Source organism: Martinezella sp. CNPSo 3732 (assembly GCF_057784515.1).
Genome location: NZ_JBXSOO010000003.1, coordinates 373,891 through 389,284 on the forward strand (window position 1 = coordinate 373,891; position 15,394 = coordinate 389,284).

General features: G+C 59.0%; 15 protein-coding genes. 9 read left to right on the top strand and 6 right to left on the bottom strand.

Translation table 11 applies throughout. From position 1 onward, the window contains the following. Positions 1 to 36: 36 nt before the first annotated feature. Positions 37 to 969, top strand: a complete 933-nt coding sequence (locus tag AC13RM_RS10475; RefSeq protein ID WP_069612657.1) for a ribose-phosphate pyrophosphokinase — start codon at positions 37 to 39, stop codon at positions 967 to 969. A 14-nt stretch (positions 970 to 983) separates the two neighbouring features. Here AC13RM_RS10475 and AC13RM_RS10480 read toward each other — a convergent pair whose 3' ends face one another. From AC13RM_RS10480 to AC13RM_RS10490, 3 genes are all read right to left on the bottom strand, one after another. Continuing rightward, a complete protein-coding gene (locus tag AC13RM_RS10480) occupies positions 984 to 2,219 on the bottom strand; it encodes an MFS transporter (protein WP_374815242.1) in 1,236 nt (411 codons plus the stop codon). Positions 2,220 to 2,244: 25 nt separating this feature from the next. After that, positions 2,245 to 3,705 (bottom strand): hypothetical protein, encoded by a 1,461-nt coding sequence (locus AC13RM_RS10485; protein ID WP_488554913.1) that lies wholly within the window; start codon positions 3,703 to 3,705, stop codon positions 2,245 to 2,247. A gap of 110 nt (positions 3,706 to 3,815) precedes the next feature. Next, on the bottom strand, positions 3,816 to 5,258 hold the full coding sequence (locus tag AC13RM_RS10490) for a hypothetical protein (protein WP_374815245.1): 1,443 nt from the start codon (positions 5,256 to 5,258) through the stop codon (positions 3,816 to 3,818). A 299-nt stretch (positions 5,259 to 5,557) separates the two neighbouring features. Between AC13RM_RS10490 and AC13RM_RS10495 the strand changes: the two genes are divergently transcribed. From AC13RM_RS10495 to AC13RM_RS10515, 5 genes are all read left to right on the top strand, one after another. Next, positions 5,558 to 6,175: a 50S ribosomal protein L25/general stress protein Ctc gene (locus AC13RM_RS10495; RefSeq protein WP_113230289.1), complete on the top strand. Its 618-nt coding sequence runs from the start codon at positions 5,558 to 5,560 to the stop codon at positions 6,173 to 6,175. Between the two features lie 244 nt (positions 6,176 to 6,419). Further along, positions 6,420 to 8,786, top strand: a complete 2,367-nt coding sequence (locus AC13RM_RS10500) for an EAL domain-containing protein (protein ID WP_374815247.1) — start codon at positions 6,420 to 6,422, stop codon at positions 8,784 to 8,786. Positions 8,787 to 8,800: 14 nt separating this feature from the next. Next, a complete protein-coding gene (locus tag AC13RM_RS10505; RefSeq protein WP_113230287.1) occupies positions 8,801 to 9,532 on the top strand; it encodes a substrate-binding periplasmic protein in 732 nt (243 codons plus the stop codon). A gap of 72 nt (positions 9,533 to 9,604) precedes the next feature. After that, complete coding sequence (pth, locus tag AC13RM_RS10510) at positions 9,605 to 10,324, top strand: aminoacyl-tRNA hydrolase (RefSeq protein ID WP_113230286.1); 720 nt, start codon at positions 9,605 to 9,607, stop codon at positions 10,322 to 10,324. Between the two features lies 1 nt (position 10,325). Further along, positions 10,326 to 10,799: a GNAT family N-acetyltransferase gene (locus tag AC13RM_RS10515; RefSeq protein WP_440478813.1), complete on the top strand. Its 474-nt coding sequence runs from the start codon at positions 10,326 to 10,328 to the stop codon at positions 10,797 to 10,799. Between the two features lie 15 nt (positions 10,800 to 10,814). Here AC13RM_RS10515 and clpS read toward each other — a convergent pair whose 3' ends face one another. After that, entirely contained in the window at positions 10,815 to 11,126 is a 312-nt protein-coding gene (gene clpS, locus AC13RM_RS10520) for an ATP-dependent Clp protease adapter ClpS (protein ID WP_113230442.1), read from the bottom strand. 227 nt (positions 11,127 to 11,353) lie between these two features. On the opposite strand from clpS, the gene ychF reads away from it, so the two are divergent. Further along, complete coding sequence (gene ychF, locus AC13RM_RS10525) at positions 11,354 to 12,457, top strand: redox-regulated ATPase YchF (RefSeq protein ID WP_374815252.1); 1,104 nt, start codon at positions 11,354 to 11,356, stop codon at positions 12,455 to 12,457. A 21-nt stretch (positions 12,458 to 12,478) separates the two neighbouring features. Here the strand turns inward: ychF and AC13RM_RS10530 are convergent, their stop codons facing one another. Continuing rightward, the gene (locus AC13RM_RS10530) at positions 12,479 to 13,600 is read right to left on the bottom strand and encodes a hypothetical protein (RefSeq protein ID WP_488554914.1); all 1,122 of its coding nucleotides are present in this window, start codon (positions 13,598 to 13,600) and stop codon (positions 12,479 to 12,481) included. A 184-nt stretch (positions 13,601 to 13,784) separates the two neighbouring features. Between AC13RM_RS10530 and AC13RM_RS10535 the strand changes: the two genes are divergently transcribed. Both AC13RM_RS10535 and AC13RM_RS10540 read left to right on the top strand, forming a co-directional pair. After that, positions 13,785 to 14,249, top strand: coding sequence for a MaoC family dehydratase (locus tag AC13RM_RS10535; RefSeq protein ID WP_440480070.1), 465 nt, complete (start codon positions 13,785 to 13,787; stop codon positions 14,247 to 14,249). After that, positions 14,246 to 14,713 (top strand): MaoC family dehydratase, encoded by a 468-nt coding sequence (locus AC13RM_RS10540; protein WP_113230283.1) that lies wholly within the window; start codon positions 14,246 to 14,248, stop codon positions 14,711 to 14,713. Before AC13RM_RS10535 ends, AC13RM_RS10540 begins: the two co-directional genes overlap by 4 nt. 48 nt (positions 14,714 to 14,761) lie before the next feature. On the opposite strand, the gene AC13RM_RS10545 is transcribed toward AC13RM_RS10540, so the two are convergent. Further along, entirely contained in the window at positions 14,762 to 15,304 is a 543-nt protein-coding gene (locus tag AC13RM_RS10545; RefSeq protein WP_113230282.1) for an adenine phosphoribosyltransferase, read from the bottom strand. Positions 15,305 to 15,394 lie beyond the last annotated feature (90 nt).

Here is a 15,394-nt window from a genome sequence, read left to right on the forward strand (position 1 = left end):
AAGCGCGGCTATCAGGTTGGTAATAGGCGGGCCACAATGAAGGTTTTCGCAGGCAATTCGAACCGGCATCTCGCCGAAGCGATCTGCAATTATCTCAACGTTCCCTTGGGAAGAGCTAGCGTCCGTCGGTTCGCCGACCAAGAGATTTTCGTAGAGATCCAGGAAAACGTACGCGGCGAGGATGTGTTCCTGGTACAGCCGACGTCGTTTCCGACCAACGATCATCTCATGGAACTGCTGATCATGATCGATGCGATGCGCCGCTCGTCGGCACGGCGCATAACCGCGGTCATCCCCTATTTCGGTTATGCCCGCCAGGATCGTCGCGCCTCTGGGCGCACGCCGATCTCGGCAAAGCTGGTCGCCAATCTGATCACCGAGGCTGGCGCAGATCGCGTTCTGACGCTCGACCTGCACGCAGGCCAGATCCAGGGCTTCTTCGATATCCCCACGGACAATCTCTATGCGGTTCCGATCCTGACGCGCGATATCAAGGCGAATTATGATATCGGCAACGTGATGGTTGTCTCGCCCGATGTCGGCGGTGTCGTGCGCGCCCGCGCCCTGGCAAAACGTCTCGACTGTCTGTTGGCGATCGTGGACAAGCGCCGCGACCGCCCGGGTGAGTCCGAAGTGATGAACATCATCGGCGAGGTAGCCGGGAAGGATTGCATCCTGATCGACGATATCGTCGATTCCGGCGGCACGCTTTGCAATGCTGCCGAAGCACTGCTCGCACAAGGTGCGGCAAGCGTCACCGCCTACATCACCCACGGCGTTCTCTCCGGCGGCGCGGTGACCCGCGTGGCAAATTCGAAACTGAAGGAACTGGTAATTACCGATTCCATCCAGCCGACGACAGCCGTACTTTCGGCGCCGAATATCCGCGTCATCACGACGGCGACGCTGATCGGCGAAGCCATCAATCGCACCAGCCAGGAAGAATCGGTTTCCAGCCTGTTCGACTGAGCCTTGGGGCCGCCTCAGGTGGCCTTTGCTCCCGCAGGATGCGCCTGCTTCCATGCGAGCAGGCCAATGCCCAACAGCCCCGAGATGAAGACGGCCGCACCCGATCCCATGATCGAAGGCCCGATGCCGAACCACCCAAACAGCGTTGGCGACATCAGGTAGGCCAGAAGCAGGCCGGTGAAGATCGCGCACATCAATAGGCGATAGACCTGCGCCAGACGATGCGGCTCAGCGCGCGTCTGCATCAGATGCAGCATAGCAAGGTTCTCGAAGGGTCCGTTGATCGCCGCAAAGCAGGCAACAATCATCAGCCCTATCCGATCATGCATCAGCGGCAACAGGAAAACGCCAGATCCGAAAATGAGCTTCGCCGCGATGATCCAGACCACCGGCCGGCGCGGCTTGACGCTGCCGAGGATCAGATTGGTCGTCAGATTGCCGACGCCGTAAGCCGTCATCATCAGGCTGTAGTCGGTGAGCGGGTCGGCGCTGGTTTCGCGCAAGTGCAGGATCATCCCAAGTAGGATCCCCATCGCCCAGGCGACGTTTCCCATCAGGTTGGTGAAGAGGCCGTAGAGAATTGCCGCATGGCCACGCGCTGCGCGCCACCCGCCGAGAATGCCGTCCATGACGGCCGCCATTCCGGAGAAATCGCGACGCCGCGACGCCATCGGGAGTTTTGCCACCGCGAGCCATACGGCAACCGCCGACAATATGAAAGTAGCGGCCGTGACCGTGAAGAACTGAGATTTCGGCAGCAACCCGTTCACAAGCGCGATCAGGCTCGGACCGAGAATACGCGCCATGCGGCGGGTGGCATCGAACAAACCGTTTGTCGCATGCCGGATTTCGGCATCCACCGCAATCGTCGGCAAGGTCGCCTGCAGCGAAGGGTCGAACGTTGACGTCAGCAGTGCGATGCTTCCGGCAAGCACGATCAACAGCGGCAGGCTCATCAGATGCAGCGTTCCTGCTAGCGATAGGGCTAGCAATAGAGCCGCCCGCATCAGATCGGCCGTGATCATCGTCGTGCTATGCCGCCAGCGATCCGTGACGATCCCGCCGAACAGGCTGCCGAACAGCAGCGCGCCCGACTGCAACGCGGAAACATATCCCGCATTGCTGCCGATGAAGTCAGCCGCAATCCACACGACTGCGACCATGTAAAATTCGGAGCCTGTAGCCGCCAGCACCTGGCCGGCCCATAAGAGAGAGATCGAGCGCTGGCTCAGCGGCTTCAGGACAAACATGATCGCATTCTGATTTCGGAGTGGCTTATTTCATGACCTGCCCATTGACTGTCACGTGACCGTCGTCGGAAAGATCGATATCCCAGCGCGAGCGTCCATCGGCATCCGTCTTGGCAAAGCCCTTGGCCATCATCAGGCCGAAGGAGAGCTGAGACAGATCCTCCTTGGTCTTTGCGGCCTCCTGGATGGCGGCAATGGTCTTGTCGAGATCTCGGGCAAGAACCGTCATCTTCATGGCGACGCGGTCCTTTTCGGTCAGCCAGCCGCGCATACTGCCCGACGCCTCGACATCATAAAGATCCGAGACAGCGCTAATCTTCGGGAAGTTGATGGTCATTGTCCCGTCAGGGAACATGGCCTTCTGCAGCTTCTCGTCCAGGGCTTTATCGCTCTCCGGGTTCTTGAAGTCGGCTTGCTGGAACACATCCGCCAGAGCGGAGAAATTCAAGTTCGGCACCTGCACCTGGATATCGGCCGTATTGGGAATGAAGGCGACATAGTCTTCGGGGATGAGGCCCGTTTCCAGGGCAAGCTTCTCGGCATTCAGCCCGAAATCGGCATTCATGGCATCGGCCGGTCCGGCAATCTTGAAGAAATAGCCCATCTTCTGCAGGCCGCCATTGCCGAATGGCGTCGTGACCGCGATATCCTTGATCGCGACGGACTCCTCGAAGGAGCCGACAATCGGCATAGCATCCATCAGCAAGGACTTGACCGCTTTGCTATCGGTATCAGAAAGCGTCTTCTCATTCTTGTGTTCGGAGACGAACTGCAGCAAGGAATTCAGTGCCTTCAACGGCAGTTTCGTTGCCCCCATGTTGAAATCGATCGCCGCGATCTTGACTTCCCCGAGCGTTGCGTCGTCGGCCGAGATCTTGTCGTAGAGCGATTGCAGGCTGCCGTTCATCTTGAGATCGAGCCTGCCCGGCTCACCGCTGTCTGCCGACGACACGGTATAGGTAATGCTCTCGGCTGTGGCGTCATTGCTCTGGACGCTTTTATCTTCGTCGGTAGTTTTTGTCGCAATGGTGATGCCGTTGCCCTTCATATCCATGGAACGCAGATAATGAAGTGCGGGATCGAACACGCCCTGAAAGGTCGACGACGCCAGGGCGTAGCGAACTTCAGTGTTGGGGCCCTTGCCAGGCTTAGACTTCGCAGTGATATCGAGGGCATTGTTGCCTTCGATATTCCAAAGGCCGCTATCGAGCGGCGTCGCCAGCATGATCAGGGGCTTGAGGCCACTAATGGCGAAATCGCTCACGTTCAGCTTGTCGAGTAGCTTCTGCACATCATAGGTGACTTCGTAGTGCGAGCTGACCGGCTTGACCGAGATCGCGCCGCTCTTGGCGATATCATCAGGCAGAAAATAAGTCAGATTGCCGTAAAGATCCTTGGCACCCTGCTCGCTGACATCAGCCGCCTGCACAAGGCCGGCCACGCCGGCAGCGAGAACAGCCGCCGTGGCAACCGCTTTGAAACGCATAATTCACCCCCAAATATGATGGAAAAGAAACGTGGAAATCTGGAAAGCGCCGACCGGCCTTTCGCGTGGAACTTTATCATCGCCCTGATACATGGGCTTGCCCTCAAACCTCAAGGCTTCTTCATCACCTGTCCGTTGACCGTCACCGTCCGGTCTTCATCCATCGTGACGTCCCAGCGCAGACGGCCGTCCGGGTCGGTCTTGGCAAAGCCCTTTGCAGCCAGCAGGCTGAAGGAAACGCTGTTCAAACGAGGCTGAGCCTTGGCGGCATCCTGAAGTGCTGCAACCGTCTTGTCGAAGTCGCGCGCCAGGATCGTCGCCTGCAGCGAAATGCCGGAATGCGGCTTGGTCGAGCCCTTCAGCGCGCCGGAAACCTCGACGTCGTAGACATCAGACTTTGCGCTGATCTTCGGGAACTCCAGCGTTCCATAGCCGTTCGGAAACATCGTGCGTTTCAGAGCCTCCCCGGAGACCGGCGTCGCCCGTGTTGCAATCGAATCGAGACCGGCATCGATGAGACCGGTAAAGTTGATATTGGGCACGCCGAGCTGAACGTCCAGCACCGCGGGCAGGAAAGGCGTAAAGGCATCAGGCACCAGACCGGCGTCGGGCGTGAACTGCTCGGCCCTAAGCTCCAGGTTGACGTTCGAAGCCTTGGTCAGACCGTCCATCTTGAAACTGTAATCGATGCGCTTGACACCGACCTTGCCCTTCTCGGTTGCCACCAGTGCGTTGTTCACTGTCACGGTCTTGCCGAGCGAACCGAAAACCGGCAGGGCCTGATGGACCAGCTGCTCGAACTTCTCGCTGCCGCTTTGCGATAGCTGCTTGGCCTTGACGTGTTGAACGAAGAAACGGATGAGCGCGCCCAGATCCTTCACCGGCAGGCTCGTGGCAGTGACGTTGGTATCGACGCTATCGGCGCTGAAGGTGATGGGCGAAGCATCCGGACGCACCGTGAACTGCTCATGCAAGCGTTGCAGCGTTCCTTGCAATTGCAGGTCGACCTTGCCCGCTTCGCTGCTGTCGGTGACCGTATGGGCAAAGGAGGCACTGTCGATGGTGGCATCGATCTTGCGCCCGCTTTTCGGGCCGCTGCCGGCGCTCGAAAATTTCATGCCGCTGCTCTTGATACCCATAGACCGCATCATTTCGATGCCAGGATCGAAAATGCCGTCGAAAGAGCTGGAGGCGATCGAATAGGCGATGTCAGCGGTCGGCGAGTGCAGGGCGACATCGAGGCTATTGTCACCCGTCAGATGCCACCGTCCCTTTTCGACCGGCTGCGCAAAAAGCGAAAGCGGCTTGAAACCTGTGACCGAAAACGCGCTCGAATTGATCTTGTCGAAGAATTTCGCAAGATCGTAGGTAATCTCATATTGATCGCCGGCCGGCTTGACGGTCACGAAATCGCTGCGGGCAAGGTCCTGCGAGAGCGAATGGGTCAGGACGTTGCGGAGTTCCTTGGCGCCTTGCTCATTGACGTCGGCAGCCTGTGATGCGCCAGCAAGACCAATGGAAAAAACCGCGGCGGCGATTGCTCTGGAACGCATGCCCGACCTCTCCTTCTGACGCCAATCGATTGGATTCGACTGTTGATGGGGCCGAGGGTATATGTCAAGGCGTTGATAGACATGATACCTCAGGCTTGTTCGTGGCAGTTGCAATGTCACCACAAGGCTTCGTATTCCGGGGTGCTTGCACCTTTAGCCGCTTTGTATTATACGCCACGCGTCCGCGTAGACACCCTTGGAGGCAACGCGGATGAGGCAGGGCATGCCCTCCTCCAGTTCAATCGATACGGCGTAGGCCGACCGAATGAACTCTCCAAATAACCTCGAAAGGAATAGCTATGAGCCACGAAAGCTACGAGCTCAAGGCCGAGGCGCGCGAACGGGTTGGTAAGGGGTCCGCCCGTGAACTTCGCCGCAATGGTCTGATCCCCGCTGTCATCTATGGTGACAAGCAGGCCCCCATTTCTATCGCTCTCAACACCAATGAGGTGACGAAGCGCATCCACGCCGGCGGCTTCCTCACGACGATCGCAACGATCGACGTCGGCGGCAAGAAGATCAAGGTTCTGCCGAAGGACTACCAGCTCGATCCGGTCCGTGACTTCACGGTTCACGTCGACTTCCTGCGCGTTTCCGGCAACACGGCGGTCACCGTCGAAATCCCGGTTCACTTCGAAAACCATGAGAAGTCCCCGGGCCTCAAGGCTGGCGGCGTCCTGAACATCGTTCGCCACGAAGTCGAAGTTCATTGCCCGGCCGATGCGATCCCGGAATTCTTCACCGTTGACCTCTCCGGTCTGAAGAGCGGCGACAGCATCCACATCTCGGCCGTCAAGCTGCCGAAGAACGTGACCCCGGTCATCGCCGACCGCGACTTCACGATCGCAACGATCGTTGCTCCGGCAGCCGGTCTTGCTGAGGACGAAGCAGAAGGCGGCGAAGAAGCCAGCGCCTGATTGGCATCTTCGACCTGAAGCATTGAAACCCGCCTCCCCTCGGGAGGGCGGGTTTTTTCATGTTCGGAAACAAATATTAGAGAAAGTAAAAATAAGAACGTCTTGGATCTATACTATCGTTGATTTCCATTAACCCCACAGTTTCAGCAACATTTAACGGATTCATGAAAATCTGCTCGAAAGAGTTGTAGAAAGCGGCGCCCTCCCAAATCCGCTGGTCTATAACCGGGGAGCTAACGGAACTATGAGCCATTCGGTCGAAAACCGGTTTTTCGCGATCGTTTGCGGTGCGCTGCTGGTTTTCGTGGCGCCGCTCTTCGTGCTTTTCCTTTTTCTGTCGTCCGAACGCGCCGAAAAGGAAATCAAGGATCACATAGCCGTTCTACTCGTCGCCAATGCCCAGGCCCTCGCAAAGCCGTTATGGGACCTTGATGAAGACAGCGTCACCCAGATCAGCGCGACCACCGTCGCCGAAGGCGCGATCGTCCGCGTCAATGTCCGCGATCTTTCCGGCCAGCTCGACGTCACGCAATCGACCATCCCGAAATCTTACAAGGGCAATCTGGAGTCCGTTGACCGGCCAATTATCTACAACGGCGTCGACGGTGCGAAGCGGCTTGGCACCATCACCGTCTATTATCCTCAGCTCGGCCTGTTCGACGGCCTGAAGAGCGAAGAGATCGTCTTCATCTCCATCTTCATCTTCGCCGTGTTGACGGTCTTCGGCGCGGCGCTGATCGGCAATCGCATCTTCGTCATCCAGCCGCTGATGCGGCTGACGCATGCCATCGAGGCCACACGGCGGCTCGGCTCGCGTCATCACGTCGACTGGCAGTCAAACGACGAGATGGGCCGGCTTGCCAGCAGCTTCAACGATATGCAGAGCAAGCTCCAGCGCGAGGAAAACGAACTGAAGCTGGCCCATCGGCGTGCGACGGATACCTATAATCTGACGCCCGCCATGCTTTTCTCGCTCGACAAGAACGATTGCATCGCTGCCGTCAGCGACTACTGGCTCGCTGCCACAGGCTATGATCGCGCCGAGGTGATCGGCCGCGAGTTTGCAAGCCTGATCCTGCCGGATTCACGCGTGCAATATATCGAGCGCAAACGCGGCAACCCCGATAGTGCCGCCCGCCTTGCCGTGACGGTGAAATTCCTTTGCCAGGATGGGTGGATCATGGATGTCCTGATCCTCGAAACGACCGCGATCCAGGACGGTCTGTCGCTCTCCGTCATGACCGACGTTACCGAACTCAAGCAGTCGGAAGACCGTAATCTGCGGCAGGCGATTACCGATCACCTGACCGGCCTTCTCAACCGCCAGGGCTTCGAGAGCGCGCTGGACGCAAAGATCAATGAAGCCGATCTGCGCAAGCGCGAACTCGCCTGCCTCTTCATCGATCTCGATCGCTTCAAATGGATCAACGACAATATGGGCCATGCCGCCGGCGATGCGGCACTGCGCGAATTGGTATCGCGCCTGCAGAAATGCCTGAAGCCGGGCGACATCGCCGCCCGCCTCGGCGGCGATGAATTTGCCATGCTGCTTCTGGCCGAAAATGCGGAAGCAAGAGCGATCGACATGGCGGCTCTTATCGCCGAGGTCTTCGAGGCGCCCTTCATCGGCGATGCGCGCCTCAGCGCCAGCATCGGCATTGCGATTTATCCCAGTCAGGCCGCCAATGCAGCCGAACTGCTGCTGAAATCCGACATCGCCATGTATGCCAAGAAGCGCGATGGCAAGAACGGCGCACAAATTTTCGACAACGGCATGCTGGACGATTCCCGCCGCCGCGCCGAACTGGAGAACCATATCGAAACCGGCCTCAACGAAGACTGGTTCGAAGCCTATCTGCAGCCCGTCGTCAATATAGACGACCGCTCGATCGCCGGTTTCGAGGCGCTGATGCGCCTGCATCACCCGCAAAAAGGCATCCTGCCCCCTGGCCGCATCATCGAGGTTGCTGAAGAGACCGGATCGATCATTCGCATCGGCAATCGCATCATGGAGAAGGCTATCGCCGATTTTGCTCGCCTCTCGCGGATCGAGGGCATGCATGACACCTATCTCGCCATCAACTTCTCGCCGCTGCAGTTCGAACAGGAATTGCCGCTGCGCATTGCGGCCCTGCTGTCGCGCCACGAAATTGCCGCCCGACGCATCGTCGTCGAAATCACGGAGGCTGTGCTCATGGATGACAATCCGGAGACGCGCATGGTGATCAACGAGATCTGCCGCTACGGCTGCCGCATTGCACTCGACGATTTCGGCACGGGTTATTCGTCACTGAGCTATATCAACCGCTTCCCCGTTGACATTATCAAGATCGACCAATCCTTCATCCGCGCCATCAACGACACCGCCTCCGATGTCAGCGCCAAAAGCCGCATGCTGGTCGAAAGCATCACCACGCTGTCGCACAAGATGAATTGCACAGTGATTGCGGAAGGCGTGGAGACCGAGGAGGAATGCGCGACCCTGCGTGCCATGGGTATCGACTATGGCCAGGGCTATCTGTTCTATCGGCCGCTGCATCCAGACAATCTGATACGGACGCTGGTCGGCTCGCACCAACATCACCCTTCCCCCGTAGCACAAGCGTCATAGCGATGAGGAACAGCATGCGAAAACCGCTGCTTATGATTGCTACCGGCCTGTTTTCGCTCACGCTTTTCTCCTCCGTCCACGCCGAGACAATCCATTTCACCACCGAGGAATATCCGCCCTTCAACTATCGCGAGGGTAAGACCGTTGTCGGAGCGACCACCGACCAGGTGCGGAAGGTAATGACCGATCTCGGCGTCGACTATACGATCGACATCATGCCCTGGGCGCGAGCCTACACCCAGGCGCTGATGGAACCCATGACCTGCGTATTCGTTGCAGCTCACAACGAAGAACGCGACAAGCTCTTCAAATGGGTACAGCCGCTGCTGATCGACCGTAACGTTTTAATCAAGCATAGCGGCTCCAGCGTTACCGCCGGCAACATCGCCGAAGCCAGAAAGTATCTCGTCGGCACCTGGCGAGAGGATTATACGGAAGCGATCCTGCGCCGGAACGACTTCCCGCGCATCGACGTCGGTAGCGACTTCAAGGCCGCGTTGAAGAAGCTGATGAGCGACCGCATCGACCTGATGCCGATTTCGGAATTCTATTTCGACAAGTTGCAGAAAGAGGGCAACGCCGTGGAGAAGGTGACCCTTCTCTCGCAACAGCCTATGGGGATCGCCTGTCACAAGGATTTCCCCAGCGACCTCTTGGATAAGATGCAGACGGCTTTGAATGCGCTGATTGCCGACGGAACGCAAAAGCGGATTTTCCTGAAGTACGGCCTGCACCTCAGCGACTGACCGCATCCCGCCTTGACTTTGTCGTCAAATCGCTGTGGTGAAGGGCATCGGCATTTTCGAAGGGCGAAGCACATGCTTCTCATCGCAGGCCTCGGCAATCCGGGCGCCAAATATCAGGGCAACCGCCACAATATCGGATTCATGGCCGTGGAGGCGATCCACCGCCGCCACAACTTTTCGCCCTGGTCGAGGAAATTCAAGGCGGAGATTGCCGAAGGCGAATTCGGCGGCCAGAAGGTGCTGCTCATCAAGCCGCAGACCTTCATGAACCTCTCGGGCGAATCCGTCGGCGAAGCCATGCGCTTCTATAAGCTGCAGCCGTCCGACCTCGTCGTCATCTACGATGAACTCGATCTGCCCGCCGGCAAGGCGCGGCTGAAGACCGGCGGCGGCCATGGCGGCCATAACGGCATCAAGTCGATCGATGCCCATTGCGGCAAGGACTATCGCCGCCTGCGCCTCGGCATCGGCCATCCCGGTGCCAAGGAGCTGGTGCACAACCACGTTCTCGGCGATTTCGCCAAGGTGGACAGGGACTGGCTGGATCCCTTGTTCGATACGCTTGCCGACAATGCCGACATGCTGGTGCGCGGCGAGGACTCGCAACTGATGAACAAGATCGCGCTTGCCCTGGGCGGCAAGGCGGAGGACGACGCGCCCAAGCCGGAGAAGAAGGCGCAAGCCAGCAAATCTCATATTCATCAGGCGCGCAATCACATCAAGCCGAAGATCCCGGAAACGGGTCCCATGGCGGAGATGCTGAAGCGGATGTTCGGCAAGAAGGACGATTGAGATGTCGGAGATAGCGCCGGAAAGCGGAGCAGATATCGTCGTCCGGTCGGTCGCGATGGCGGACCTGCCGACGCTGCTTGCACTTTACCGGCACCTGAACGCGGAAGATCCGATACTGGAGCTAGGGCTGGCGGAGAGCCGCCTTACGGAAGTCCTTGCCCATCCCGGCATGACGATCTTGGCCGCCTTTGACGGCGACGAGGCCGTCTCCTCCGTGACGCTGGTTGTCATTCCCAATCTCACGCGGGGCGGCGCGCCTTATGCCTTGATCGAGAATGTGGTAACCCACGCCGACCACCGTCGGCGCGGCCTTGCCGGCACGGTTATCCGCAGGGCGTTCGCAAGCGCCTGGGAGAGGAACTGCTACAAGGTCATGCTGCTGACGGGCTCGAAAAATCCGGCAACGCTGCGTTTCTATGCCAATTGCGGCTTCAAGCAGGACAAGACTGGCTTCCATATCCGCCGGCCTGCCTAGCAAATATCACCATGCCTATTCCTCAGGCTCGGTCGTGAACATCAGCGGGAAACCGGCGCTTTTGGCAAGATCGACCGCTTCCTGCGCCTTCGTCTCGGCAATATCCCGCGCACAGACCATGACCACGCAAGTGCCGAGCTTGTGTGCCGTCATCATGACGCGATAGCCGCTCTCCTCGCTCATGCGGAAGACGGCTTTGAGCACCATGATGACGAATTCCCGCGGCGTGTAATCGTCGTTCACGAGAATGATCTTGTAGAGCTTTGGCCTCTCGACCTTCGGCTTTGTTTTAGTCTTTGGTTTCAGGACAACATCATTGTCACTCATCGGCATCACCGTTGACGACAGGGGAAAGGGTTTTGGGCTAATGGGGAGATTATAGTGCAGCGCACCACATCCTTCAAGGATGGTCGTGTCAGGGAGACAATGTGGCCGTTTCCCGCTCTCAGCCCTCCATCAGCAGAAAAGCGGCTGTTTGCCCGCACAAGACTTGACCCGCAACGGCCGTTCCCCCATACGCACTGCAAAGATTTTCAAGATATGGACAAGGTGCCATGGGTTTCAAATGCGGTATCGTCGGGCTGCCGAATGTCGGCAAGTCCACTCTGTTCAACGCACTGACCAAGACGGCAGCGGCGCAGGCGGCGAATTATCCGTTCTGCACGATCGAGCCGAACACGGGTGAAGTCGCGGTTCCCGATCCGCGCATGCGCAAGCTTGCCGACATCGCCAGGTCGAAGGAATTGATCCCGACGCGCATCTCCTTCGTCGACATCGCCGGCCTCGTGCGCGGCGCGTCGAAGGGCGAAGGCCTCGGCAACCAGTTCCTCGCCAATATCCGCGAAGTCGATGCCATCGTGCATGTGCTGCGCTGCTTCGAAGATAGCGACATCACCCATGTCGAAGGCCGCATCAATCCGGTCGCCGATGCCGAGACGATCGAAACCGAGCTGATGCTCGCCGACCTCGAGAGCCTTGAGCGCCGCACCGAGCAGACGCGCAAGCGCGCTACCGGCAAGGACAAGGAATCCATGGCGATGCTGCCGATCATGGATGCGTCGCTCGCATTGCTTCAGGAAGGCAAGCCGGTGCGCACGCTGCTCTCGAAGCTCGACGCCGAAGAGACTCGCATCCTCAAGGGCCTGAACCTGTTGACCTCGCACCCGGTGCTCTACGTCTGCAACGTCGCCGAGGGCGATGCCGCGACCGGCAACGAGCATACGGCAGCAGTCGCTGCCATGGCCAAGGAGCAGAATTCGGAAGTCGTCATCATCTCCGCCGCCATCGAGGCGGAAGTGGCGCAGCTGCCCGACGAAGAGGCGAAGGAATTCCTCTCCGCGCTCGGCCTCGACGAAGCTGGCCTCGACCGCCTGATCCGCGCCGGCTACAAGCTCCTGCACCTCATCACCTACTTCACCGTAGGCCCGAAGGAAACGCGCGCCTGGACTATCGAGCAGGGCACGAAGGCACCGCAGGCCGCCGGCGTTATCCATTCGGATTTCGAACGCGGCTTCATCCGCGCCAACACGATCGCCTATGACGATTACATCGCCTATAACGGCGAAACCGGCGCGAAAGAAGCCGGCAAAGCCCGTGACGAAGGCAAGGAATATGTCGTCCAGGACGGCGACGTCATCCACTTCCGCTTCAACACCTGATCGCCTTTATCTTGCCGGCGCCTATCTCAACGCCGGCAATCTCGCTTGCATGCCAGCAGGCAGGCACCTCACGATGAGGCGGCGCAGATCGGCCCAGCCGATGCCGATCACGAGCACGACCAGCCCTACGATCATCAACACCAGGAAGCCGACCTTATCGAGACCGGCATTGTTGTGCCTGAGGATGGCTGCCGTCGCCAAGCCCAGCGATACGAGGCCGGCGGTGACGAAAGCGCGGCGATCGATGACGAGCCCGATCAGCATCATCACCAGAACCGCCACGAGGACGGTCACCGCTTGCAGATAGCCCCCGAAGAGGGCATCGGTGAGATTGGTGAACACAATACCGTTACTGGCAAGCTCGAGGCGCAATGCCAACAGGATTGTCGAGTAGAGTAAGGCCGGCGCCGTAGCGAGATGCAGCCAGAAGGCCACGTCGGACCGGCGCGTAACTCTCTGCGGATCGCTGAGATCATAGCGCATTGCCAATATAAAGCTGCCAAGAGCGGTCACCAGCAAGATCATCATCGTCTGGATGGGATAATCCGCCGGCACATTCGAAGAGCCAGTTACCGTGCCGACGGCATAGAAGACCGCGGCGAGAAACAGGCCGAACAAGGAAAACAGGAAGAGCGCCAGCGCCAACGGCACGCGGTAGCGCCAGTAAAACAAGGCCAGAGACAGCGGGAATGGCGCCACCAGGACGATTGCGCCGATCGTGAAATCGTTGCTGAGTGCCGGTGTGGAGCTGACATAGGTCACCACCGTATAGAAAACCCAGACGGCGAGGGCGACGGTCAAGACCACGGCCGGAAGCGCCAGTCGCTGGCGGCGCACCAGGATCTCGGCAAGCACGACGATCGCCAGTATGGGCGCATAGCGGTTCGCCAATCCCCATAGTCCGATGAGCAGCACGATGACGCCGATAGTGATGAGTACATCGTGAAAGCCACGCACGAAACGCGGCGCTTCCGTATCTTCCAGCGGATTGGGATCGTCCTGCCCGTGCTGCGATGAAAGAGCCTGCGCCGGCAGCACGCCGATATTCCTCGCAGTGAGGTAGGGCAGCAATCGTTCTGCCTGGCCCGAGGAAATAATCCCTTCGCCTGCAGCATCTTCCAATGCGACCTTGAGTTCGCTCATTCTCCCTCTCGCTTCATTTCATCACCGCCAAGCCTCAACATATCGTTGACCCACAATCAAGGGCTGTCGGTCGTCGATAGACAATCATCTTTGGCCACACCTTGTCACGAGCATGAAAATGCTTGCACCGTCACTGCAGGCTATGCGATTGCCGATGGATTAGACGTGGAGGACGACAGCAGACATGACGAAACTCGTCTACGAAGACTTCCAGCCAGGACGAGAATTTGCCCTCGGCCCGAAGCATATGACCGCGGCGGAGATCATTGAATTCGCCAGTGAATTCGATCCGCAACCGATGCATCTGGACGAAGAAGCCGGCCGCGCCAGCATTCTCGGCGGCCTTGCCGCTTCCGGCTGGCACACCTCGGCGGTGTTCATGCGCATGATGTGCGATTCCTATCTCCTTGCCACCGACGCGCAAGGCGCACCGGGCATCGATTTCATGGAATGGAAAAAGCCGGTTCTGGCCGGGGATACCCTGTCAGGCCGTTCCATCGTGGTCGAGGCGCGCCCCATGCGCTCCCGCCCCGGCATCGGCATCGTCAAATTCCGTCATGAAGTCGAAAACCAGCGCGGCGAACTCGTCTGCCTTGGAGAAAACGCGACCATGATCCGCATGCGCGCCGGCGCGGAGGTTTCGGCATGAAAATGAGCGACCTCTATGCCATCGGTGAACGCATCGAGATCGGCAGCCACACCTTCACACCCGAAGCCATCGTCCACTTTGCCTCGCGCTTCGATCCGCAGATCTTCCACATGGATGCGGAAGCGGCCAAACATTCCTTGTTCGGCGGCCTCTGCGCCTCCGGTTGGCACAGCTGCTCCATGTGGATGCGCAGCTTCGTCGATTTCTGGAAGTCCGAAACGGCAAGACTGACCGCCGAAGGCAAGACGCCACCCAATCTTGGCCCCTCGCCCGGCTTCAAGAACCTGCAATGGCTGAGGCCGGTCTTTGCCGGCGATACCATCAGCTATGGCGTGGCGATCCTCGACAGCCGCGCCTTGGCCTCGCGCCCCGGCTGGACGCTCTACACACTCGCTTGTGACGGGATAAACCAGGATGGCTTGCCGGCCCTGCGCTTCGAAAGCACGGTGCTTGCCTTAGAATAGCAAGCCGCGGGGGCCGCTCGTGATGACCCCGCCCATCTTCCAGGCCGATCAGTGACCGGCGAATTCCACCAGCGTATGCACGGGCACGTCAAGCTCTTCCAGCTTCCTGCGCCCACCAAGGTCAGGCAGATCGATGACGAAGCAGGCTGCAACCACTTCGGCGCCGATCTGGCGCAGAAGCTTCGTCGCGCCGACGGCGGTGCCGCCCGTCGCGATCAGGTCGTCAACGAGGATGACCCTCTCACCCGGATTGACCGCATCACGGTGCATCTCCATTTCGTCGACACCATATTCCAGGCTGTAAGCGATGCGGACGATGTCGTGCGGCAGCTTGCCCTTCTTGCGGATCGGTACGAAGCCGGACGACAGCTGATGCGCCACCGCGCCGCCAAGAATGAAGCCGCGCGCTTCCATGCCGGCGACCTTGTCGATCTTGGTGCCGGCATAGGGATGCACCAGCGCATCGACGGCGCGGCGGAATGCCCTGGCGTCGCCAAGCATCGTCGTGATGTCGCGGAAGATGATACCGGGCTTGGGGTAATCCGGAATGGAGCGGATGCTGGCGGCAAGCTCCGAAGCGATAGTGTTCATCAAATATAGTCTCTCAGGCTGTGATAGGGCCGGCTGCACCCTATCAATACCAGGGCGCTATACCAACAGAAAAGGCGGCCTCGCCGGGCC